Origin of the sequence: Polynucleobacter sp. 73C-SIWE, from assembly GCF_018882465.1 — a bacterium.
GTDB lineage: Bacteria > Pseudomonadota > Gammaproteobacteria > Burkholderiales > Burkholderiaceae > Polynucleobacter.
In genome coordinates this window covers 425,478-448,924 of record NZ_JACVOK010000001.1, presented here as the reverse complement: position 1 = coordinate 448,924, position 23,447 = coordinate 425,478, and the positions used below count along the sequence as shown (strand labels likewise).

The window sequence follows — 23,447 nt, the reverse complement described above, 5'->3', positions numbered from 1 at the left end:
TTTATTTGGATTGGGTTGCAGCGACAAATGCATCTAACTTCTGACGTGCGGCCCCAGATGTAATCGCTGCTTTGGCCATTTCTATGCCAGAGGCGATATCTTTGGCTACACCAGCAACATATAGGGTTGCTCCTGCATTCAGACACACAATATCACTCGCTGCACCTGGCTTGTTATCAATTACATCTAATACGATTTTTTTTGATTCTTCGGCATTGGCTACTTTGAAGCTATTGGTGAGGGCAGTCTTCAATCCAAAGTCTTTTGGATGAATTTCATATTCACGCACAACGCCGCCCTTGAGTTCGCCAACTAGAGTTGGTCCCTCTAAAGAGATCTCGTCTAGACCATCGCGACCATACACCACCAGAGCATGTTCCATGCCTAAAGCTTGCAGTACCCGAGCCTGAATGCCCACAAGATCAGGATGAAACACGCCCATCAAGATACGTTTGGCATCAGCAGGATTGGTCAGCGGCCCTAGGATATTGAAAATCGTCCGTACACCCAATTGTTTGCGAATGGGCACAACGTTCTTCATGGCAGGGTGGTGATTGGGGGCAAACATAAAGCCAGCCCCTACAGTAGAGATGCATTGAGCAACCTGCTCTGCAGAAAGCCCTAGATTTACACCTAATGCTTCGAGTACATCGGCGCTACCAGACTTGCTACTGACACTCCGATTGCCGTGCTTAGCAATTTTTGCCCCAGCTGCTGCTGCAACAAACATCGCTGCAGTGGAGATGTTAAAAGTATGCGCTCCATCGCCACCTGTACCCACAACATCGACTAGATGTGTGCGGTCATCCACATGAACGGTGGTTGCAAATTCACGCATGACTTGTGCTGCCGCGGCGATTTCTCCGACAGTCTCTTTTTTAGTGCGTAGAGCTACCAATAAGCCGGCCACAAGCTCTGGTGACATTTCTCCGCTCATGATGAGCCGCATCATCGCAGTCATTTCATCATGAAAGAGTTCGCGATGTTCAATGCAACGTTGTAGTGCTTCTTGGGGAGTAATTGGCGTAGCGCTCATATTCTTTTACTGAGTTACTGATTAAGTAAGAAATTTTTGAGTAGGGCGTGGCCGTGCTCAGAGAGAATGGACTCGGGATGAAATTGCACTCCTTCAACTGCGAGCTCACGATGGCGTACACCCATGATCTCTCCATCAGAAGAGGTGGCTGTTACTTCCAGCGCTGCAGGTAAGGAACTTTTTTCAATAGCGAGTGAATGGTAGCGCGTGACTTTAAAGGGGTCTGGTAGGTTTTTGAAAACGCCTACGCCTGTGTGGTGAATCAAGTCAGTCTTGCCGTGCATGACTTTCTGGGCACGAATCACCTTGCCACCAAATGCTTCGCCAATGGCTTGATGGCCAAGACATACGCCTAGGATCGGAATCTGTCCTGCATAGCGTTTGATGGTCTCCACTGAGATGCCGGCTTCTGCAGGGCTGCAGGGGCCAGGGGAAATGCAAATGCGTGCGGGCTTGAATTTCGCAATATCTTCCACAGTGATTTCGTCATTCCGAAACACTTTTACTTCTTCACCTAGCTCAGCAAAATACTGAACAAGGTTGTAGGTAAACGAATCATAGTTATCAATCATTAGGAGCATCGAGTCCTCCTTGTACTAATTCAGCGGCTGTTAAAACTGCACGCGCTTTAGCTTCGGTTTCTTTCCATTCGGCGGTAGGATCAGAGTCAGCTACGACACCTGCGCCCGCTTGGGAGTGCAGCATGCCATCACGAATGACCCCGGTACGAATTGCAATTGCAACATCCATATCGCCTGAGAAAGAGAGATATCCGACTGCGCCACCATAAACTCCGCGCTTCACAATTTCCATTTCATCAATAATTTCCATCGCACGAATTTTGGGTGCACCAGAGAGTGTGCCCGCAGGGAAGGTTGCTCGTAAGACATCCATATTGCTCATATTATCTAAAAGATCGCCTTCAACTGAACTCACAATGTGTTGCACGTGAGAGTATTTTTCGATCGACATGGAGTCTGTAACTTTGACTGATCCTGTCTTGGCGATTCTGCCAACATCATTGCGAGCAAGATCAATCAACATGACATGCTCAGCAATTTCTTTAGGGTCTGCCAGCAACTCTTGAGCCAGACGCTCATCTTCCGTAGGGTTAGCGCCACGTGGACGGGTACCGGCCAGAGGGCGAATCGTCACAATTTTCTCTGCAGCACGTTTTTCTTGGCGAACGAGGATTTCTGGGGAGGAGCCCACAATTTGCATATCGCCAAAATCATAGAAGTACATATAAGGCGATGGGTTTAAAGAGCGTAATGCTCTGTATAGCGCCAATGGTGAGTCGGTAAATGGTTTACTAATGCGCTGACCAATCACAACCTGCATACAATCACCAGCCAAAATATATTCTTTAGTCTTGCGTACCGCCTCTTCAAAATCTGCAGCTTTAAATTTACGAATCAGATCTGTTTTTGTACTGGGTAGTGATGCAGGCATATTCGCCGGCTTGCCAAGGCAAGTAAGTAATTCTTTTAAGCGGTCTTGTGCCTTTTCAAAGCCATCAGCATTGCCCGGATCTGCATAGACAATGAAATAAATCTTTCCAGCGACATTATCAATGACTGCTAACTCTTCAGTCAGCATGAGTTGAATATCGGGCACACCAAGTTCATCTGGTAAATCATGTTTGGCTAAGCGTGATTCGATGTATCGAACGGTGTCATAACCAAAGTAGCCAGCAAGACCGCCGCAAAAACGCGGTAGACCAGACTCTACTGAGACCTTAAAGCGTTTGAAGTAAGCATCTACAAAATCGAGCGGATTATCAGTATTGGTCTCGACTACCTTGCCATCAGTAATGACTTCATTCACGGGTTTGGATGGGGTACCCACAGTGCGAATGAGCGTTTTGGCAGGCAAGCCAATAAAGGAGAAGCGACCAAAGCGCTCACCACCTAAAACGGATTCCAAGAGATAGGTATTTTTCTTGCCAAATGCTTGGCTGAGTTTGACGTAAAGCGATAGCGGGGTTTCCAGATCGGCAAGTACCTCTTTAACCAGAGGAATGCGATTGAAACCCTGTTTTGCTAGGGCATTAAATTCTTCGCGCTGCATTAGGATTTTCCAGTCTTTCCTAATTCAGTGCGCATGGCCTCAATAACTTGTGTGTAATTATCTTTTCCAAAAATGGCTGAGCCAGCAACAAAGGTGTCAGCGCCTGCTTGAGCCACTTGTGCGATGTTGTCTACTTTGATTCCACCATCAACTTCAAGACGAATGTGGCGACCGGTCTCAGCTTCGTAACGATCTAAGCGCACACGCACTTGTTCAATTTTATTCAGAGTGCTTGGAATAAAGGATTGACCACCAAATCCCGGATTCACTGACATGAGTAAAACTAAGTCGAGTAATTCCAAAGTGTGATCTAAATGATCGAGTGGTGTTGCGGGATTAAACACAAGACCTGCTTGACAACCTTGATCACGAATTAAATTCAGAGTGCGATTGACGTGCGGACTCGCCTCAGGATGAAAGCTAATGAGATTGGCGCCAGCTTTTGCAAAATCAGGCACGATACGATCTACGGGCTCAACCATGAGGTGAACATCGATCACTGCAGGTTTGCCATTTTTCAGGGCATGCGGACGAATAGCCTCACAAACTAGGGGGCCAATTGTGAGGTTGGGTACGTAGTGGTTATCCATCACGTCAAAGTGAATCCAATCGGCGCCAGCTGTCAGAACGTCTTGAACCTCCTTGCCTAGACAGGCAAAGTCAGCCGACAGAATGGAGGGGGCGATAACAAATTGACGATTTGAGGGTAATTTTTGGCTTTCCATCCCTAGATTCTAGCTTGCAGTTGGCCTTAGGATGGAGCAGAATTCGAGCATGAATCCCCATGAAATCAGCATTTCGGTCAAAGCTCAGTACCTTGCGGAGCAATCTGACCCCGATAATCGCCAATTTGCCTTTGCCTACACGGTCACCATCCGCAATACGGGTACCGCTAGCATCCAGCTTATTGCCCGTCATTGGTTCATTACCGATGGGGACAATGACGTCCAAGAGGTGCGTGGCTTAGGGGTGGTTGGGCAACAACCTTTGTTACGCGCTGGTGAGCAATTTGAATACACCAGCTGGGCTACTTTACCTACCCCAGCAGGAACGATGCGGGGCGAGTACTTTTGCGTTACCGAGGAGGCCCAGTTTTTTCAGGCACCCATTCCTGAATTTGCATTAGTGATGCCGCGGACCCTGCATTAAGGTCGCGCTTAAAAAAGCTATTTTTTCCCTTTGCCCGTCCATAGGACAATAAACAGCAAGAGTCCTAAGGCAATAGCACCTTCAATGACAAAGAGCAGCATTGGGTATTGATCAAGTAAATTGGCAATCATGATTTCTAAATTTAAATTAGTTCAGGTAAGTGTATTCGCTATTCTGATTGCGAGCTTAGTGGCTGGATGCTCCACGCCACCCACTAGGAGTACTGGCTATCGAGCCAGTAGTTCCGGCACACCGCCTTCATCTTATAGCTCCTCAATTGCAAGTTTCAATGCGGTTTCGTGGCAAGCCTTACCAGGTTGGCAGGATGATGATGTATCTCAAGCGTGGCCTGCATGGCTCAAGAGTTGTGAGGTATTGCGTAAACGTAGTGGCGAAATGAATTGGCGCCAAGTGTGCGCACTAGCTGCAAGCGTATCTGCTCGCGATACACAATCTGTTCGTCGATATTTTGAGAGTAACTTTCAAGCCTACGAAATTCGTAATAGCGCTGGTAGCGACACAGGTTTAATTACTGGCTACTACGAGCCCGTAATGAATGGCTCGCAAACTCGCACCAGTACTTATAACGTGCCGCTCTATGCTTACCCAAATGCTTGGAAAAAATCGCGACCTAATCCAGGACCAACTCGCGCTGAACTCATGAGCTCCGGGATACTACAAGGATCTGAAATTGCTTGGGTACAAGATCCTGTTGCTGCTGCATCTATGCAAATTCAGGGCTCAGGAAAAATTCGTCTGCAGGATGGCCGCATTCTCCGCCTCGGTTTTGCGGGTACTAATGAGCAGCCGTTTAAATCATCTGCACAATGGTTGATAGATCGCAAAGAGATGACACGTGGTGAGGCAAGCATGCAAGGAATTTCACAATGGGCAAAACGGAACCCTGATCGCGTTAATGAAATGCTCAATGCAAACCCACGTTTTGTATTTTTCAAAGAGCTGCCCAGCAATGTGGATGCAGATCTTGGTCCAACAGGAGCGCTTGGCGTTCCCTTAACTGCAGGGCGCAGTATTGCAGTTGATTTACAGGCTATGCCATTAGGCGCACCTGTATTCTTAGCTACAACTAAGCCTTTAAGTAATCAATCCTTGCAAAAACTCGTGATGGCACAAGACACAGGAAAAGCCATCGTAGGTGGCGTTAGGGCCGATTTTTATTGGGGTTCTGGTGATGCTGCGGGAGAAATCGCAGGGCGCATGAAACAAAATGGCAAGATGTGGTTATTGTTACCAAATTAATTGATGGATCTTGGATAGAAAGAAATTGATGAGCTATAAAACAATTTTGACCGAAGTTGATGGCAAGGTTGCCACGATTACCTTAAATCGGCCTGAGGTTCTCAATGCCTTAAATGATCAATTAATGGACGAGCTTGGTGCTGCGTTACTTGGTTTTGATGCTGATGACAATATTGGTTGCATCATCCTCACTGGTAGCGAGAAGGCATTTGCTGCTGGTGCTGATATCGCCTCAATGGCCAAGTATGGTTTAAAAGATGTTTATCGAGATGATTTCATTACTCGCAATTGGGAAGAGATTAGAAAAGTTCGTAAGCCAGTAATTGCAGCCGTATCTGGCTATGCTCTAGGTGGTGGTTGCGAGTTAGCCATGATGTGCGACACCATCATGGCTGCAGATAGCGCCAAGTTTGCTCAACCAGAGGTGAAGCTGGGAATCATCCCAGGTGCTGGTGGTACACAACGTTTGCCACGAGCCGTATCGAAAGCGAAGGCCATGGATTTGGCTTTGACTGGTCGCATGATGGATGCGGCAGAGGCTGAACGTTCTGGTTTGGTATCACGCGTCTTTCCAAAAGCAGATCTATTGAGAGAGGTTAAAGCCATTGCTAAAGAGATTGCCGATATGCCCTTGCTGACCGCAATGATGGTGAAAGAGGCGGTCAACGCTGCATATGAAACTACGCTATCAGAAGGTATTCATTTTGAGCGTCGCTTATTCCACACTTGCTTTGGAACCAATGATCAAAAAGAAGGCATGGCTGCGTTTATGGAAAAACGCCCAGCCAAATTTACTAACTCTTAAGTAAACAGCCTTAGTTTTTTTCTAGGTAGCGTTGGGCTAGCTTCACCCAGTAGCTCACGCCCACTGGAATTAAAGCGTCATTAAAGTCGTAAGAGGGGTTGTGTAGGTGGCATGGGCCCATGCCATGACCTACCGCACGGTGATCACCATCACCATTACCTAAAAATACATAACATCCCGGCTTCTCGAGCAGCATGAAGGCAAAATCTTCTGCACCCATTGTCGGATCAATATTGGTATTAACGTTTTGATTACCCACTAGCTCACTCATTACTGCGCTTGCAAACTCAACTTCAGCATGGTGATTAATGAGCGGGGGGTAGTTTCTGGAAAATGCAATTTCAGCATGGCAATCAAATGCCCCCGCAACGCTGTGTGCAATTTCACGCAACCGTTGCTCTAGGAGATCTAACACTTCTAAGGTGAATGTTCTGATGGTACCGCCGATGAAAGCGCTATCAGGAATGACGTTGCTTGTTTCGCCTGCATGAAACTGTGTAACGGATAGAACGGCAGCATCAACAGGGCGTTTATTGCGAGTAATAATGCTTTGTAGCGCTAAAACTACTTGCGCCCCAGTAAGAACAGGATCAGCGCTATTGTGAGGGAGGGCGGCGTGACCGCCTTTGCCAGTGATGGTAATTTCAAAAGTATTGCTAGAGGCCATCATAGGGCCTGATGTAACACCAAAGTGACCTTCGGCTAATCCGGGCCAATTGTGTAACCCAAAAACAGCATCGCAAGGAAATTGTTTAAAGAGCCCATCTTTAATCATTTCATTCGCACCAGCACCACCCTCTTCGGCAGGCTGGAATATAAAAATGATGCTGCCTTTGAAATCGCGGTGATTGGCTAGATATTGAGCGGCACCTAACAGCATTGCAGTGTGACCATCATGACCACAAGCATGCATCTTTCCAGCATTACGTGAGGTATGCTCAAAATTATTATGTTCTTGCAGCGGAAGTGCATCCATGTCAGCCCGAAGACCAATCATTTTTCCAGGACCTAAATCGCCATCGAGACGGCCGACTACGCCTGTTTTACCCATGCCGCGATAAACGGCGATGCCCCAGCTTGAAAGCGCCTCTGCAACTAAATCAGAAGTGCGATTTTCTTCGAAGCGCAATTCAGGGTGAGCATGAATATTGCGACGAATGTCTCGAATAGCTTCTGCAGAATCAAGGATTTCAGGAAGTAAATGCATCCCTTCATCTTATCTGAAAGTCCCGCCAGTTGCACTTTAGGGCTTGCTCTAGGGGTTAATGATTCCTGATTTGGATGTGCTCTGCAGCAAAACGAAGTGCCTCAATTGAATAGGGGCTGTTATCTACTTTTTGGAGTGCCTTTGGTAGCGTCGGAATATGGCCTAAAAAAGGCGCATCTATTCTTGCTTGCAAAGTAGCAATATTTTCTATGAGTAAGAGCATTTCAGTTGCTAGAGAGTTAGCAATCCACCCGGCAATTTTCAAACCACGTGTTTTGATCGCTTCCTGGGTGAGCAGAGCGTGGTTAATACAACCTAATTTCATACCGACTACCAAAATGATGGGTAAATTGATTTGCTGTGCAAAATCCCCGAGATCTTCATCATTATTTAAGGGAATCAAAAATCCACCGGCCCCTTCAACAATAAGGTAGTCACTCTGTTTTTGAATCTGACTAAGCGCTTGCATGATGGTATTAAGCTCAATAGTAATGCCCTGATTTGCGGCGATCAGATGGGGCGCTGCGGGTAAGTCTAAAATATAAGGGCACAACTCTAATTGACCTTCTGCAAGTTGAGAAGCAATGCGCAAAGTTTCAAGATCTTCATTGAGTACATCACCATTAGCACCTCGGTATGTTCCAGCAACGACTGGTTTAAAGCCCAATACTTTCTTGCCTTGTTCACGGAGTTTTAGTATTAATGCACCACTCACTAAGGTTTTGCCAACCTCGGTATCGGTGCCAGTCACAAAGAAGCCAGAGAGCTTAGTCATGATTTGCCTTGTGATTAATTTCTTGCTCGATCTTTTTCAGAGTTGTAATGAGTTTGCGTAAATCATCAACACTATGATTTGCTGAAAAGGTTATACGCAAACGTGCGCTACCAAGAGGAACCGTAGGTGGACGAATTGCCGGAATCCAATAGCCTGCTTCATCCAATAGCTTTGCTGCCAGAAGTGCATTGGCATTGCTACCTAAAATAATTGGCTGAATTGGTGTGCAAGATGACACTTTTTCCCAATTGATAAAGGTCATTTCATCTTGCCAAATTTGAATCAGCCGATTGAGATGTGATCGACGCTCTACACCTTCATCGCCTTCAATGATCTCAAGACTTTTGAGTAAGGTATGTGCAATGGCTGGCGGGGTTGCAGTACTGTAAATGTAAGGACGCCCTTTTTGAATCAGCCATTCAATAAAAGAGTCTTGTGCACAAACAAAAGCACCGCTGACACCAGCAGATTTTCCTAAGGTGCCAATGTAAATAATGCGGTTAGATTGAATATCCTCTTGCTCTAGGATGCCGTGCCCTTTTTCCCCTAGTACTCCAAAGCCATGTGCATCATCAACTAGCAGTAGGGCATCATATTGCTCGGCTATTTGAAGTAATTCCTGAACGGGAGCTACATCACCATCCATACTAAAGACGCCATCAGTCACGATGAGCTTAAGAGACTTTGTATCTTTTTTGAGGGTCTCAGTTAATGAAGTCAGTTGTGTATGGTCGAATAAGTTAACCGTAGCATTCATTTGCGCCGCAGCTAAGCGAACACCATCAATTAGGGAAGCATGATTTAGTTTGGCTGAGTAAATACTCAAATCACCGCGCTCGGTAAGCCTGGCTAACCCTGTAATGGCAGCCAGATTGGTAAGGTAGCCAGTACTAAAAAATAGGGCGCGAGCATTTGGAATATGCTTCTCTTGAAAAGACACCAATTTTTTTTCAAGCAACTCATGTGCGGCGCTATGACCACTAATTAAATGGGATGCGCCACTACCAACCCCATATTTTTTAGCTCCCTCTGCTAAGGCATTTACTAAGTCTGGGTGATTAGCAAGACCAAGGTAATCATTGCTACAAAAGGCCTTGAGTTGCCTATTCTCAACAGTTGCATTGGTATCGCAAGGAGACTGGGTAACGCGTAATTTTCTCCTGAGTAGTTGCAAATCTAAATCTGCAATAGCCTCTTGTGCAAGTTCTAGGGCTTTAAATGAACTACTCATGCTAAAGCCTTCGCAAGAGCACATTCAATAGCTTGGCCCATTTGCATTGTTTCTTCAGTCGACAAGATGTAAGGGGGCATGACGTATATCGTATTGCCAATTGGTCTAATGAGAATACCTTCCTCAAGCCCTTTGGCAAATAGTTCACGAGGAAAGCTGCCTACATTTTTGAGGTATTCATTCTTAACATCAAATGCCAGAATCATTCCTTGTTGGCGCCAGTGCTCGAGTCGAGAATCTACTTTTGCCCAGGCAAATGCATTTGCTAAATCTTGTGAGCGGGCTTTATTCTTTTCTAAAACTTGTTCTGTTTCAAAAATATTCAAGCAAGCCAGTGCTGCTGCGCACGCTAACGGATTTCCAGTATACGAATGAGAATGCAGGAAGCCTTGTTGTGTTTTATCGCTATAAAAAGCACGATAAATGGTATCGGTAGTCATGCAAAGCGAGAGAGGGAGATAGCCACCGCTAATACCTTTGGATAGAGTCAGAAAATCAGGCCAAATACCAGCGTGCTCACAGGCAAAGAATTTTCCACTTCGGCCACAGCCTACGGCGATTTCATCGGCTATCAGGTGTATGTCATAACGATTGCATAAATCCCTTACTAAGCGAAGGTATTCGGGTGAGTGCATCGCCATTTGCCCGGCGCATTGCACTAGCGGTTCGATGATGATCGCGGCAATGTGTTGATGTTCTGCTTTGAATAATATTTCGAGTTCGCCTGCAGCATGCTTTGCAACATCTTCTGCACTCTCACCATTTTTTGCTTTGCGTGCATCAGGTGATGTGACTGTGTACACGTCTTGCAATAGTGCACCATATGCTTCACGAAAAATAGCAACATCAGTTACCGCTAATGCGCCGAGTGTTTCTCCGTGGTATCCATTCTCTAGGCAAACAAATTTTTTCTTGTTTGGTCTGTCCTTCAGTTGCCAAAAATGGTGACTCATTTTTAAGGCAATTTCTACCGCAGATGCCCCATCTGAGGCATAAAAAACATGGCCTAATTTGCCGTTTGTTAGTGCAGAGAGTTTTTCAGATAGCTCAACCACTGGTGGATGGGTAAATCCTGCGAGCATCACATGCTCAATCTTTTCCAATTGATTAGTAATGGCTTGGTTAATCTGCGGATTGGAGTGGCCAAATAAATTGGTCCACCAAGAACTAATGCAATCGAGTAGAGCGTTTCCCTTTTCGTCGTAGAGCCAGGGACCCTTTCCTTTGGTAATGGCGATTAGGGGAAATGACTCATGATGTTTCATCTGAGTGCAGGGGTGCCAAACGGCAGCCAAGCTGCGATCAACGAGGGTGGCTTGATTTAAATCAGAAATAACCTTCATGTTTGATATTTGACCACTAGTTTTTCCAATTTCAGGCTTGTATCTGTTATGTTTATGGCTTGAATTGATCTATTTTCTGGAATTTGCCCATGTTGGACGCCCAAACTGCTGAAAAACCGCTGACCTTAGTCAAATCTAAGGCTAATTTACGTAAAGAGGTCGACGCCTCTGGGCAGTGGACTGTGGCCCAAATTGAGGCACTTTTTGCCTTGCCTTTAAATGAATTAATGCTCAAGGCCCAGGAGACACACAAAACTTATTTTCCCGAGGGTGATGTAGAACTCGCTACTTTGTTGTCCATCAAGACCGGCGGCTGTCCTGAGGATTGCGGTTATTGTCCTCAAGCCGCACGCTATGACACGGATGTGAAGGCTGAGAAGCTGATGGGCTTAGAGGAGGTTTTAGAGGCCGCTAAAGCCGCTAAGGCGGCAGGCTCAAACCGTTTCTGTATGGGCGCTGCTTGGCGTGAGCCTAAAGATCGCGATATTGAAAAAGTAACCGCCATGATCAAGGGGGTAAAGGCTTTAGGTCTCGAGACCTGCGCTACCCTGGGGATGCTAGAAGCTGACCAGGCCCAAGCACTTCAAGAGGCTGGGCTAGATTTTTATAACCATAACCTAGATACCAGCGAAGATTTTTACCGCTCAGTGATTTCTACGCGTGGTTATCAAGATCGTCTAGATACCATCTCCAATGTCCGAGCAGCCGGCATGTCTGTGTGCTGTGGTGGCATTGTTGGAATGGGTGAGTCCCGTGAGCAGCGAGCTGCGTTCTTGGCGCGCTTAGCCAATTTGAGTCCTTACCCTGAGTCTGTGCCGATTAATCACCTGGTACCCGTTGCAGGCACTCCCCTGGCCGATCAAAAGCCTTTAGACCCGCTTGAGTTTGTGCGCACTATTGCAGTAGCACGCATCACGATGCCTAAGGCACGTGTACGTTTATCTGCAGGGCGCCAAGAACTGGGTAGGGCCGTTCAGGCCATGTGCTTTATGGCTGGAGCCAATTCGATTTTCTATGGTGAGCAACTACTCACTACCGGCAATCCAGAGGCCGAACAAGACCGTGAGCTACTCGTAGAACTAGGATTAAAGACCAAACAGAGCTGTAAAGCCGAGGTTTTGGTCTAATTTTCAGCTGATGACTCCAGTCGACCGTTTCATTCTTGAATTTGATACCGCGCTTCGTTCAGTCGTAGGTGGGGCAAATGCTCAAAGACCCACCCCAGGTTCTGAGCCTGGTGCCAATCTGGCATTAGATGCTGGGCAGCGAAAGCATGCGGCAGGTTTAATGCGCATCAATCATGTTGGCGAAGTTTGTGCGCAAGCTTTATATCAATCGCAAAAATTAGTCGCCAGAAATTCAGAAATAAAAGAGATGCTAGATCACTCTGCACAAGAAGAGTTAGATCACTTGGCATGGTGTGAAACTCGCCTAAAAGAACTTGGTTCCCACACAAGTTATCTCAATCCATTTTGGTATGCCGGGTCCTTTGCAATCGGCTTGGCAGCTGGCTTAGCGGGTGATAAGTGGAGTTTAGGTTTTGTTGTTGAAACTGAAAAACAAGTTGAAAATCACCTTGAGAGTCATCTCAAAAAATTGCCGGAAGAAGATCATCGCTCACGTGCAATTGTTGATCAAATGCGTATTGATGAAATTGAGCATGGGCAAGCAGCTTTGCATGCAGGCGGTGTTACTTTGCCTGAGCCAATTCAAAAAATAATGCAAGCAATGTCTAAGGTAATGACGAGCACTGCTTACAAAATTTAAAATGGATATTGAGGATTTAGTTTGAATAAATCCAGAAAATCAATTTCAGATTAATTTTGATATATTTTTTGATAAATACTGTTTTTAATTACAGTGTATTTAGGTATTATCTATCTCTATAGCTAAGACCTATTCTTAAGTATATTTTCCAAGCCATTGTTTCAAGTAGCTATTTTATTATCACCATCTTCTGAACACATTACGCTAAGTGTTTGTAAACATTAGAGAATTTCCCAAAAAAATCCCCAAAAACACTTGACCCTCCTATTGCGATCCTCTAAAGTGGGAGGAAGTGTGAAAAAGTGGGGTAAATGGTGTTTCAAGGTGCGTCAGCTCTCAATTTAGATGCAAAAGGCCGAATGTCAGTTCCGGCAAAGCATCGTGACGCCTTGTTAGTTCAAGGTGATGGCCGCCTCACGCTCACAAAACATCCAGATGGCTGCCTTTTGCTTTTCCCAAGACCAGAATGGGAAAGTTTTAGAGCGCGGGTTGCCCAGCTTCCAATGGACGCACATTGGTGGCGCAGAATTTTTTTGGGTAATGCTGCGGAAATTGATCTGGATAATGCCGGACGAATTTTGGTTAGTCCGGAATTGCGTGCAGCAGCTGGAATCGAAAAAGAAGTGATCTTGCTTGGTATGGGCAGTCACTTGGAATTGTGGGACGCAGCTACATACGCTGCAAAAGAACAGGCTGCAATTGCACTAGGCATGCCTGAAGCACTCAAGCAATTTAATTTTTGATGACAGGGTGCTATGAACATAACTCATCGCCCAGTGTTGCTGGCCGAGGCGGTGACGGCGCTAATCAGTGGTCCGCTCATTCAAAAACAAAACGTAGCAAACAATATTTTGGTAATCGATGGAACATTTGGACGCGGAGGTCACACGCAGGCTTTGCTCCAACAGCTTCCTCAGTCTGCGCGCATGATTTCCTTCGACAAGGATTTGGACGCAATCGCAGTGGCGCAGAAAATCAACGATCCACGTTTAACCATCGTGCACGACAGCTTTGCAAATATGGATCAGTATGCGCAAGCAGAATCAGCCGATGGAATTTTGTTGGACTTGGGAATCAGTTCGCCGCAAGTGGACGAAGCGCATCGGGGCTTCTCCTTTCGTCGCGAAGGTCCCCTAGATATGCGGATGAATACAGGTCAAGGAATGACGGCTGCAGAATGGTTAGAGCAAGCGCCGCAGGAGGAAATCACACACGTGATTAAGACTTACGGGGAAGAGCGTTTTGCATTTCAGATTGCTAAAGCCATTGTGGCAAAGCGAGAAGAAGGCTTGTCTCCAAAAACGACGACTCAACTAGCAAGTTTGGTTGCTAGTGTGGTGCGAACACGTGAAGCTGGTCAAGATCCTGCTACTAGAACATTTCAGGCATTGCGTATTTTTATCAACCGCGAATTAGAAGACTTAGAGATTGGGTTAAAAGCCGCCATCAATTTATTGAAGCCGGGTGCACGACTTGCTGTGATTAGCTTTCATTCATTAGAAGATCGCATCGTGAAGCAGTTTCTCCAGGCGCACGCAAAAGTGGAAGTGCCTCGTGGCCTACCGGTACGTGAAAAAGACTTACCTCAAAGCGCTTTAGAAATCATTGGCCGCGTTAAACCAAGTGAAGCAGAGGTTTTAGAAAACCCAAGGGCTCGTTCAGCCATCATGCGGGTTGCAGAGAAGCGGATGGAGGCACCCGCATGAATCGCGCTACCTTGACCTTGCTTACTTTGTTATTGATTTGCGCTTTATCGCTAGTGGCAGCCCAACAACGTGCGCGTAAATTATTTATTGCTCAAGAGCGTGCTCAGATTGAAGAGCGTAAATTAAATCAAGAATGGTTACGTCTGGAGTATGAGCAACGTAATCTTTCAAAGTCAGCACGTATTCGTGATGTTGCCCGCAATCAATTACGGATGTCCCCAATTTCTCCTGAGCGTACCTTGTACTTAAGGGAGGCTAAATGAGGCCGGTTGGTTTTTCTACTACGCCAAATTTAGTATTGCGTTTGCCAATGTGGCGTTCGCGCTTAATGCTATTCCTCTTGTTCTTTGTTTTTATGATGCTTTTGCTGCGCGCATTTTGGATTCAAGGTCCTGGAAATGCATTCTATGAAGCTAAAGGTGTGCGCGGTACTCAGCGTGAGCTGGAGTTACCAGCAAGTCGTGGAAAAATTTTGGATCGTAATGGCCAAGTCATTGCTACTAGTCTGGAGGCAAAGTCTGTGATCGCCTATAACGATACAGTTCCAGATGATTTGGCTGCAGAAAAAGTAAAAAAACTCGCCAGTCTTTTACAAATTAGCGAATCTGAACTTAGGAAAAAACTCAAGGAAGATCGCAAGCAGATTTTCTTAAAGCGTCAGGTTGAGCCGGCAATTGCACAGCAAATTAAGCAATTAGAAATTCCAGGCATTGGTTTAAATAATGAATATCGCCGCTTCTATCCAGAAGGTGAGGCGATGGCACACGTAGTTGGCTTTACAAATGTGGAAGATCGTGGTCAAGAGGGTATGGAGCTCTCGAGGCAGAAAGAGCTTGCGGGTCATCCTGGTCAAAGGCGTGTTGTGGTTGATCGCTTGGGCCGTGTAGTTGAAGAGATGGCAATCTTGCAGTTACCGCAAAACGGTAAAGATTTAAATCTATCGATTGATAGCAAGATTCAGTTCTTAGCGTATAACGCCGTAAAAGATGCGGTTGAAAAACATCGTGCAAAAGCTGGTGGCGCAGTAGTTTTAGATACTCAAACTGGTGAAATTTTAGCCTTAGCAAATTATCCAAGCTATAACCCCAATGATCGTAAATTTCTCACGGGTGAACAGTTACGTAATCGCGTGTTGACGGATACCTTTGAGCCTGGCTCAACAATGAAGCCATTGACAGTTGCCATTGCTTTAGAAAAGGGTGTAATCCATCCTGATACCAATATGGTGATTGGCGCAAAGTATTTAGTTGGACCTAAACCTATTACCGATACTCACGCATATAGCAATTTAACTGTTGCACAGATTATTCAGAAATCCAGCAATATTGGCACCGCAAAGATTGCATTAAATAGTCTCTCGGCAGAAGAGATGTGGGATTTTTACGCTGCGGTTGGTTTTGGGCAGTCACCAAAAATTGGTTTTCCTGGCGCTGTAGCCGGGACAGTACATCCATTTAAAAAATGGATGCCAACCGATCAAGCTCGTATTGCATTTGGTTACGGCATTTCTGCATCACTCTTTCAGGTAGCGCAGGCCTACACGGTATTCGCGCGTGATGGTGAGTTAGTGCCACTCACGATTGAGCGTAGTCCAAATTTCAAACCAGGCACGAGAGTCCTCTCTGCAAAGACTGCGATTGAAATGCGTTCCATGCTTGAGACTGTGACCGAGCCTGGTGGTACTGCAATCAAGGCCCAGGCTGAAGGCTTTAGGGTTGGTGGTAAGACAGGAACAGCACATAAATTAGTTGGTAAAGGGTATGGCAATAAGTATCGCGCTTACTTTGCTGGTTTAGCGCCAATCAGCGCCCCGAGAATTGTGGTTGCAGTCATGATTGATGAACCAACCGTTGGTGGTCATTACGGTGGTGAGGTTGCAGCACCGGTGTTCTCAACCATTGTGAGTGAAACACTCAATACTCTCAATGTGCTCCCTGATAACAAAGTGAAGCAAATGGTTTTGCAAGATAAGAGTCCTGAGGAGATTCGAACTGCAAATGTACAGACTCAGCATGTGGTTTTAAAACGATGAGGATGGCATTGAATATAGATCCCAATCATCTGATTGACCACTTGCACAGCCTAGCAAACAGTACTGCTAAGGTAAGTGCCGATAGTCGCCAGCTTGAATCTGGCGATATCTTTTTTGCCTATCCTGTTGGTCATGGAAACGCGTTAAGAGATGGCCGTCAGTTTATTAATGCCGCATTGGAGAAAGGTGTGGCAGCTGTTGTATTTGATCCTGCCGGAGCTGGTGCTCAATACCTAGATCATCCACAATGTATTGCTGTTGAAAACCTTGCAGATCAGGTTGGTGAACTGTCTGCACAATGGTATGGCTATCCAAGTAAGCAATTAAAGGTGATTGGTGTAACAGGCACTAACGGTAAAACGAGTATTACGCAGTGGTTAGCTCAAGCCTTGGACGAGCCCAACTACCGAACAGCAGTACTAGGTACTTTAGGTAATGGCTTCCCAGGCTCTTTAGTACAAACTGGATATACAACTCCAGATGCACCGAAGTTGCAGACTCAACTTCAAGAGTTACTCAATGCTGGTGCTAAGCAGGTAGCAATGGAAGTGTCATCACATGCTTTGCATCAAGGTCGAGTACTGGGTACTCATCTTAACTGCGCAGTATTTACAAATCTGACGCAAGATCATTTGGATTATCACAACAGCATGGCTGAGTATGCGGAAGCGAAGGCAAAGCTATTTGAGCTGGCGGGATTAGAGCATGCTGTCATTAATTTTGATGATGCCTTTGGTCGTGAGATCGCTATAAAGCTTTTAGCTCGAGGCCACATTCAGGTTTGGGCATTCACCATAAATCAAGAATCCCTAAAGGGATTTGAAAAATTTGGTGATCGCTTGCATCGTGTTTTTGCAAAAGATAGCGTACTGAATGGTACGGGGTATGACTCCCTATTTATATATGAGGGGGTTGGCAGCAATTGCGTGCATATTCCTGTATTGGGTGAATTTAATTTAAGTAATGCACTTGCTGTATGGGCTGTATTACTTAGTCAAGGCTTAACTTGTGATGAGGCAAGCAAGCGAGTAAGTCAATTACGTCCCGTGCTCGGTCGTATGGAATTAATTCAAGTAGGTAAGCAGCAAAAATCAGAAGGTCCATTAGTAGTGGTTGATTACGCTCATACGCCTGATGCCCTTCAGAAGACTTTACAAGCTTTGCGTCCAATTGCAGAGCAACGCAGTGGAAAAATTTGGTGTGTATTTGGGTGCGGCGGTGATCGAGATATTGGTAAACGGTCACAAATGGGTGCAGTAGCCCAAAAGTTTGCTGATCAAATCATTATTACTAGTGATAACCCAAGATCTGAAGAGCCGCAAACCATCATGGAAATGATTCGCACGGGTATCAATCAGAAATCTTCAGAAGTGCAGATGATTGTTGATCGTGCCGCGGCAATTATGGCTGCCGTGCGTAATGCCGATTCCCAAGATATTGTTTTGGTAGCAGGAAAAGGTCACGAAACCACTCAAGATATTAATGGCAAGAAATTTGATTTCTCTGATCAAGAGCATATTCGTTTGGCTGCTGGGGGAATGGCCTGATGTCTGTTATGACCACACTTGCTCAAGTGCATGCCATGCTACCTGGAAGTGCTTTGATCAATATTTCCCCAGAAGCTGCTCAGTTAGCAAGTATTTCCAGAGTAGGCAGCGATAGTCGGCAGATTGATGCCAAAGAATTATTTGTGGCTTTAACTGGTGATCGCTTTGATGCCCACGATTTTTTATCAGATGTTGCTAAAGCAGGAGCAACTGGAGTACTGATTAGTAATCAAGATAAATGCCCTGGAAGTTTGCCTGCAGTTTGCGTTGCTGATACTCGTATTGGCCTAGGAGTATTTGCAAAAGCCTGGCGCGCTAATCATCCCATTCCACTGGCTTTGGTGACTGGTAGCAATGGCAAAACTACTGTGAAAGAAATGATTGCCTCTATTTTTAGGACGGCCGTTGGTGAAGCGCAAACCTTGGTGACTAAAGGGAACTTGAATAATGATATTGGCCTACCGCTGACATTATTAAAGCTTAGCTCAACCGATCGACTTGCTGTAGTTGAGTTAGGGATGAATCATCCTGGAGAGACTGCGCAGCTTGCTGATATTGCTCAGGCAAATATTGCCTTGATTAATAATGCGCAGCGCGAACATCAAGAGTTTATGGCTACTGTAGCTGCAGTAGCCCAGGAGCACTCTGATGCTATCAGAGCCTTACCGAAAGATGGAATAGCGGTATTTCCAGCGGATTCTGAATTTGCAAGCGTTTGGCATGAAGCCGCAGCTGGACGCAAGATCATTGATTTTGTTTTGCAATCTGGTCAGTCAACACTGCAGGCTGCAGTCATGGGGCGCTTATTAAATAATGGCCACGTGCATGTGCAAACAGACTTGGGTTCGATAGAGATTCAGTTAAATACTTTGGGCAGCCACAATGCGCGTAATGCATTGGCTGCTAGCGCTGTTGCTGTAGCAGCTGGCCTTAGCCTCGAAAATATTAAGCAAGGCTTGGAGGCATTCTCCCCGGTTAATGGACGTATGCAAGCTAAGAAAATTGATCCTAATCACACCTTAATTGATGACAGCTATAACGCTAACCCAGATTCAGTCAGAGCTGCAATTGATGCTCTCAAGCAGTCAGGCAAAATCTCCTGGTTGGTTTTGGGTGATATGGGTGAAGTAGGTAATCAAGGGCCCGAGTTTCATCGTGAGGTTGGTGCTTACGCTGCTGAACAGGGGGTTAATAAATTATTTGCTCTGGGCGAGCAATGTCAATTTGCTATTCAAGGATTCGATGATGTCCAAAAAAATGGATTACCCAATCCTAGTGCAAAACATTTTGCTGAAATGGATAGCTTGATTGAGCAGTTAAGAGATGCATTGCATGCTCAGTCAACCGGTAGTAATGAGCATTTAAATATTTTGGTTAAGGGTTCACGTTTTATGCGCATGGAGCGTGTAGTGCAGGCCTTGTTAGAGGAGGCTAAAACATGCTCTTAATTTTGGCGCAATGGCTACAGGATGATTTTGGCTTCTTCCGAGTCTTTAACTACATCACGTTTAGAGCGGTGATGGCAACGGTGACTGCCTTGTTGATTGGTCTGGCTGCTGGTCCATGGGTTATTCGAAAACTAACAGCATTGAAAATGGGTCAAGCCGTTCGCACTGATGGACCACAAACACATTTAGTCAAATCTGGCACCCCAACAATGGGTGGAGTCTTGATCTTGATCGGTATTTTTGTGTCCTGCATGTTGTGGGCAGACTTAAGCAATCGTTTTATCTGGATTGTGATGATCGTAACCTTTGGCTTTGGCGCTATTGGCTGGGTAGACGACTATCGTAAGGTTGCCAGAAAAGATCCTAAGGGAATGGCCTCAAGAGAAAAATTCTTTTGGCAAACCTTGATCGGGCTATTTGCAGCGATCTATTTGGCATTCTCAGTTTCCGAAGTCAACAACCTCAAGGTACTGCAACTTTTCTACGAATGGCTCAAGAGTGGTTTGGCTTTAGATCTCCCAGCAAAAACAAATTTACTACTACCCTTTATTAAAGAGGTAAGTTATCCCTTAGGCATGATGGGTTTCATCATCTTGAGTTACTTGGTCATCGTCGGTAGTAGTAATGCAGTGAACTTAACCGATGGACTCGATGGCTTGGTCATCATGCCCGTTATCTTGGTGGGAGCAGCCTTAGGGGCATTTGCTTATGTGATGGGTAACGCTATCTACGCCAAATACTTATTGTTTCCTTATATTCCGGGTGCTGGTGAGTTGTTGATTTTTTGTGGCGCCATGGGTGGTGCGGGTTTAGCTTTCCTCTGGTATAACGCGCATCCAGCACAAGTATTCATGGGTGACGTTGGTGCGCTGGCATTAGGTGGCGCACTTGGAACTATTGCGGTCATTGTGCGTCAAGAGATTGTGCTCTTTGTAATGGGTGGAATTTTTGTTGCAGAAACTGTCTCTGTAATGTTGCAAGTATTTTGGTTCAAGTTAACCAAGAAATATTTTGGCGAAGGGCGCCGCATTTTCCGCATGGCGCCGCTGCATCATCATTTTGAATTAGGTGGTTGGAAAGAGACTCAAGTGGTTGTGCGTTTCTGGATCATCACCATCCTATTGGTATTGATTGGCTTATCTAGCCTGAAATTACGGTGAGCCAAAGAGTAAATATGTTGAATCTAGAAAATACCTTCGCAAATCCTGCTTTCATAGCTGATGCAGGCTATCAAGCTCCCCACCGCTTTTTGATTTTGGGTCTGGGAGAGTCTGGTGTTGCTATGGCTAAGTGGTGCTTGCGTAATGGCGCCATTGTTCGTTTGGTGGATACACGCGATCAATCTCAATTTTCTGAGTGCCAGAATGCTTGGCTAGATGAATTAAAAATTGATGGATTGAAAGATATTCAGTTTGGACCCTTAAAAGATGAGTTATTGCTTGATATTGATGTGATTGGTATTAGTCCTGGCCTATCTCCATTTCAGGAACCTACTCAATCATTCTTAGCTAAGGCTAGAAAAGACAGAATTGATGTTTGGAGTGAGATCGAGTTCTTTGCGCGCGCCATTGCAGCATTAAGTCGCATGGCCCAAGTGGCTGAATCGAGCTATGAAGCGGCAGTATTGGCGATCACCGGAACCAATGGAAAAACTACTACTACTGCATTAACCGGCCAACTCTGCGAGCGCGCCGGGAAAAAAGTTGCTGTAGCTGGAAATATTAGCCCTGCTGCATTAAACAAGTTGATGAGTTGTCTGAATGACGCTGACCAACTTGAGGATATGCCCGATATTTGGGTGCTTGAATTGTCCAGCTTCCAATTGGTTTATACGTATACCCTCAATGCTACTGCTGCCACTGTTCTGAATATCACCCAAGATCATTTGGATTGGCATGGCGATATGCAGTCGTATGCAGATGCAAAAGCAAAGATATTTGGCGCAGACACACTTTGTATTTTGAATCGCGACGATTCTTTGGTGATGAGTTTGCTTTCTGGGGATCAAAAGACAGAAAAGTCGATTGTGACTTTTGGTTCTAATAGACCAGATGAGCAAGGTGCTTTCGGCATTGAGCATGATTTACGAGCTGGCGGAATTGATTGGCTTGTATGGGCAGAGGTAGATGAGGATCTTGAGCCTAAGCGTCGTCGTAAATCAGCTGTAATTGCAGAAGACGAGCCGCTGAGATTAAAACGCTTAATTCCAGCTGACGCACTCAGAATTCGTGGTCGCCATAATGCATTGAACGCATTAGCTGCATTGGCATTAGCAAGGGCGGTTAACTTACCAATGAATGTTCTCCTACATGGTTTGCGTGATTATCACGGCGAGCCTCATCGTGTTCAGAGCGTCGCAGTTGTAAATGATGTTGAGTATGTCGATGACAGCAAAGGTACTAATGTAGGTGCAACGGTAGCAGCCCTGAATGGTCTAGGAAGCAATGAATCCGGCAAGAGAATTTGGTTAATCGCTGGTGGTGATGGTAAGGGACAAGACTTTAGTCCATTACGTGAGCCCGCTTTACGTTTTGTTAAAGGTATTTTCTTGATTGGTAAAGATGGCGCTGCTATTGGTGAGGCTATTGGCAATGATGTTTCTTGCACGATTAGCGGCACCTTGGAGTCAGCTGTCAAAACAGCCGCACAACAGGCCCAATCTGGGGATTTGGTCTTACTCTCTCCTGCTTGCGCAAGTTTTGATCAGTTTAAAGATTATGTTGCGCGTGCCCAAGCATTTGTTGAAGAAGTGGAAGAATTAGGAATGCGTTTTGAAGGAGCTCAAGCGTGAATCTAAAAGATAAACTTTTTCCTGACAACCGTTTAAGCCTAGATCGCTTCTGGAATTTTTCTAGAGGTGGGATTGATAACTTCCGCACTGGCTTAAGAGACGCTGTATCGGGAGTTGAGCAAACTCGCTCGCGCATGATGGAATACGATCAACTGCTCGTATGGGCAGTCCTTTCTCTGATGTTGATCGGTTTGGTAATGGTGTATTCAGCATCGATTACTTTGGCAGATGGCCCTAAGTACGCCAATTACAGCAGTAACTTTTTCTTAATTCGCCACATGATTTCCTTGGTGATTGCGATTGGGGTAGGTATTTGGGTCTTCAAGATTCCAACAAAGGTGTGGGATCGATATTCACCATTGATTTTTGGATTTACCGTGCTGCTCTTGATCGCGGTTCTCATCCCAGGTGTTGGTAAGGGTGTGAATGGAGCTAGACGCTGGATTCCGCTGGGCTTAATGAACTTCCAACCATCTGAGTTAATGAAGTTTGCAGCCATCATTTTTGCTGCAAGTTATACCGTGCAGCGTCAAGAATACTTGCACTCATTTGTTAAGGGCATGTTGCCAATGGGTATTGCAGTGGCATTGGTTGGCGGCCTATTAATGGCAGAGCCTGATATGGGCGCATTCGTAGTGGTTGCCTTAATTGCATTTGGTATCTTGTTCTTGGGCGGTATTAATGCCAAGTTATTTGGTGGTTTGATTGCTGTTGGCTTAATGAGTGGCGCTGCGATGATTGCGCTCTCGCCATTCCGTCGCGGCCGCATGCTTGCTTTTATGGATCCATGGCAAGTGGATAACGCTGCAAATAAAGGTTATCAGCTAACACATTCTTTAATGGCCTTTGGTCGTGGTGAGTGGTTCGGTACTGGGCTTGGTGGCAGCGTAGAGAAATTGCATTACCTGCCAGAAGCTCATACTGATTTCATCATGGCAGTAATTGGTGAAGAACTTGGCTTCGTTGGCGTGGTTGTGATGATCTTCTTGTTTTATTGGATCGTCCGACGTGCTTTCTTAATTGGGCGTACCGCTTTGCAGTTAGACCGTAGTTTTGCTGGTCTTGCAGCCAAGGGCGTAGCAATTTGGATTGGCTGGCAAGCCTTTATTAATATAGGTGTGAACCTCGGTTTATTACCAACCAAGGGTTTGACATTGCCATTAGTAAGTTACGGTGGATCTGCAATTTTGATGAATGTCGTGGCAATTGCCATGCTCCTCCGAATTGATTATGAGAATCGTATTCTGATGCGCGGAGGGAAGCTGTGACAAGACCCTCAA

At 45.6% G+C, this 23,447-nt stretch carries 22 protein-coding genes; 14 read left to right on the top strand and 8 right to left on the bottom strand.

Going from position 1 to position 23,447, the window contains the following annotated elements:
• Position 1 precedes the first annotated feature (1 nt).
• Genes trpD through rpe form a run of 4 tightly spaced genes read right to left on the bottom strand, consistent with a single transcriptional unit; the run spans position 2 to position 3,831 of the window.
• Positions 2 to 1,036 (bottom strand): anthranilate phosphoribosyltransferase, encoded by a 1,035-nt coding sequence (gene trpD, locus ICN17_RS02290; RefSeq protein ID WP_216236004.1) that lies wholly within the window; start codon positions 1,034 to 1,036, stop codon positions 2 to 4.
• 14 nt (positions 1,037 to 1,050) lie between these two features.
• Positions 1,051 to 1,617, bottom strand: coding sequence for an aminodeoxychorismate/anthranilate synthase component II (locus ICN17_RS02285; RefSeq protein WP_216236003.1), 567 nt, complete (start codon positions 1,615 to 1,617; stop codon positions 1,051 to 1,053).
• Positions 1,601 to 3,106 carry an anthranilate synthase component I gene (gene trpE / locus ICN17_RS02280; RefSeq protein WP_216236002.1) on the bottom strand — a complete coding sequence of 502 codons (1,506 nt, stop codon included), beginning with the start codon at positions 3,104 to 3,106 and terminating at the stop codon, positions 1,601 to 1,603. Before trpE ends, ICN17_RS02285 begins: the two co-directional genes overlap by 17 nt.
• Positions 3,106 to 3,831, bottom strand: a complete 726-nt coding sequence (gene rpe, locus ICN17_RS02275; RefSeq protein WP_216236001.1) for a ribulose-phosphate 3-epimerase — start codon at positions 3,829 to 3,831, stop codon at positions 3,106 to 3,108. The genes trpE and rpe overlap by 1 nt, the downstream gene beginning before the upstream one ends.
• 49 nt (positions 3,832 to 3,880) lie before the next feature.
• Here rpe and apaG point away from each other — a divergent pair, with 49 nt between their 5' ends.
• From apaG to ICN17_RS02260, 3 genes are all read left to right on the top strand, one after another.
• Positions 3,881 to 4,255, top strand: a complete 375-nt coding sequence (gene apaG, locus ICN17_RS02270; protein WP_216236000.1) for a Co2+/Mg2+ efflux protein ApaG — start codon at positions 3,881 to 3,883, stop codon at positions 4,253 to 4,255.
• A 129-nt stretch (positions 4,256 to 4,384) separates the two neighbouring features.
• Positions 4,385 to 5,515, top strand: coding sequence for a murein transglycosylase A (locus ICN17_RS02265; RefSeq protein ID WP_216235999.1), 1,131 nt, complete (start codon positions 4,385 to 4,387; stop codon positions 5,513 to 5,515).
• A 28-nt stretch (positions 5,516 to 5,543) separates the two neighbouring features.
• Positions 5,544 to 6,320 (top strand): enoyl-CoA hydratase, encoded by a 777-nt coding sequence (locus ICN17_RS02260; RefSeq protein ID WP_216235998.1) that lies wholly within the window; start codon positions 5,544 to 5,546, stop codon positions 6,318 to 6,320.
• A gap of 10 nt (positions 6,321 to 6,330) precedes the next feature.
• Here ICN17_RS02260 and ICN17_RS02255 read toward each other — a convergent pair whose 3' ends face one another.
• Genes ICN17_RS02255 through bioA form a run of 4 tightly spaced genes read right to left on the bottom strand, consistent with a single transcriptional unit; the run spans position 6,331 to position 10,876 of the window.
• A complete protein-coding gene (locus ICN17_RS02255; RefSeq protein WP_216235997.1) occupies positions 6,331 to 7,527 on the bottom strand; it encodes a M20 aminoacylase family protein in 1,197 nt (398 codons plus the stop codon).
• Positions 7,528 to 7,582: 55 nt separating this feature from the next.
• On the bottom strand, positions 7,583 to 8,302 hold the full coding sequence (gene bioD, locus ICN17_RS02250) for a dethiobiotin synthase (RefSeq protein WP_216235996.1): 720 nt from the start codon (positions 8,300 to 8,302) through the stop codon (positions 7,583 to 7,585).
• Positions 8,295 to 9,533, bottom strand: coding sequence for an 8-amino-7-oxononanoate synthase (locus tag ICN17_RS02245; RefSeq protein WP_216235995.1), 1,239 nt, complete (start codon positions 9,531 to 9,533; stop codon positions 8,295 to 8,297). The genes bioD and ICN17_RS02245 overlap by 8 nt, the downstream gene beginning before the upstream one ends.
• Positions 9,530 to 10,876 carry an adenosylmethionine--8-amino-7-oxononanoate transaminase gene (bioA, locus tag ICN17_RS02240; RefSeq protein ID WP_216235994.1) on the bottom strand — a complete coding sequence of 449 codons (1,347 nt, stop codon included), beginning with the start codon at positions 10,874 to 10,876 and terminating at the stop codon, positions 9,530 to 9,532. The genes ICN17_RS02245 and bioA overlap by 4 nt, the downstream gene beginning before the upstream one ends.
• Before the next feature lie 89 nt (positions 10,877 to 10,965).
• Here bioA and bioB point away from each other — a divergent pair, with 89 nt between their 5' ends.
• From bioB to ftsW, 11 genes are all read left to right on the top strand, one after another.
• Positions 10,966 to 12,003, top strand: a complete 1,038-nt coding sequence (gene bioB / locus ICN17_RS02235; protein ID WP_216235993.1) for a biotin synthase BioB — start codon at positions 10,966 to 10,968, stop codon at positions 12,001 to 12,003.
• A 10-nt stretch (positions 12,004 to 12,013) separates the two neighbouring features.
• A complete protein-coding gene (coq7, locus tag ICN17_RS02230) occupies positions 12,014 to 12,643 on the top strand; it encodes a 2-polyprenyl-3-methyl-6-methoxy-1,4-benzoquinone monooxygenase (RefSeq protein WP_216235992.1) in 630 nt (209 codons plus the stop codon).
• 314 nt (positions 12,644 to 12,957) lie between these two features.
• Positions 12,958 to 13,386, top strand: coding sequence for a division/cell wall cluster transcriptional repressor MraZ (mraZ, locus tag ICN17_RS02225; protein ID WP_087908461.1), 429 nt, complete (start codon positions 12,958 to 12,960; stop codon positions 13,384 to 13,386).
• Positions 13,387 to 13,398: 12 nt separating this feature from the next.
• On the top strand, positions 13,399 to 14,349 hold the full coding sequence (rsmH, locus tag ICN17_RS02220; protein ID WP_216235991.1) for a 16S rRNA (cytosine(1402)-N(4))-methyltransferase RsmH: 951 nt from the start codon (positions 13,399 to 13,401) through the stop codon (positions 14,347 to 14,349).
• A complete protein-coding gene (gene ftsL / locus ICN17_RS02215) occupies positions 14,346 to 14,612 on the top strand; it encodes a cell division protein FtsL (RefSeq protein WP_087908463.1) in 267 nt (88 codons plus the stop codon). The genes rsmH and ftsL overlap by 4 nt, the downstream gene beginning before the upstream one ends.
• Entirely contained in the window at positions 14,609 to 16,381 is a 1,773-nt protein-coding gene (locus ICN17_RS02210) for a penicillin-binding protein 2 (RefSeq protein ID WP_216235990.1), read from the top strand. Before ftsL ends, ICN17_RS02210 begins: the two co-directional genes overlap by 4 nt.
• Before the next feature lie 2 nt (positions 16,382 to 16,383).
• Positions 16,384 to 17,928, top strand: a complete 1,545-nt coding sequence (locus ICN17_RS02205; RefSeq protein WP_255538245.1) for a UDP-N-acetylmuramoyl-L-alanyl-D-glutamate--2,6-diaminopimelate ligase — start codon at positions 16,384 to 16,386, stop codon at positions 17,926 to 17,928.
• Positions 17,928 to 19,376: a UDP-N-acetylmuramoyl-tripeptide--D-alanyl-D-alanine ligase gene (gene murF, locus ICN17_RS02200; protein WP_216235988.1), complete on the top strand. Its 1,449-nt coding sequence runs from the start codon at positions 17,928 to 17,930 to the stop codon at positions 19,374 to 19,376. Before ICN17_RS02205 ends, murF begins: the two co-directional genes overlap by 1 nt.
• Positions 19,367 to 20,536, top strand: a complete 1,170-nt coding sequence (mraY, locus tag ICN17_RS02195) for a phospho-N-acetylmuramoyl-pentapeptide-transferase (RefSeq protein WP_216235987.1) — start codon at positions 19,367 to 19,369, stop codon at positions 20,534 to 20,536. Before murF ends, mraY begins: the two co-directional genes overlap by 10 nt.
• Before the next feature lie 14 nt (positions 20,537 to 20,550).
• Positions 20,551 to 22,167, top strand: coding sequence for a UDP-N-acetylmuramoyl-L-alanine--D-glutamate ligase (gene murD / locus ICN17_RS02190; protein ID WP_216235986.1), 1,617 nt, complete (start codon positions 20,551 to 20,553; stop codon positions 22,165 to 22,167).
• Between the two features lie 71 nt (positions 22,168 to 22,238).
• Positions 22,239 to 23,435 carry a putative lipid II flippase FtsW gene (gene ftsW, locus ICN17_RS02185; RefSeq protein ID WP_370625956.1) on the top strand — a complete coding sequence of 399 codons (1,197 nt, stop codon included), beginning with the start codon at positions 22,239 to 22,241 and terminating at the stop codon, positions 23,433 to 23,435.
• Positions 23,436 to 23,447 lie beyond the last annotated feature (12 nt).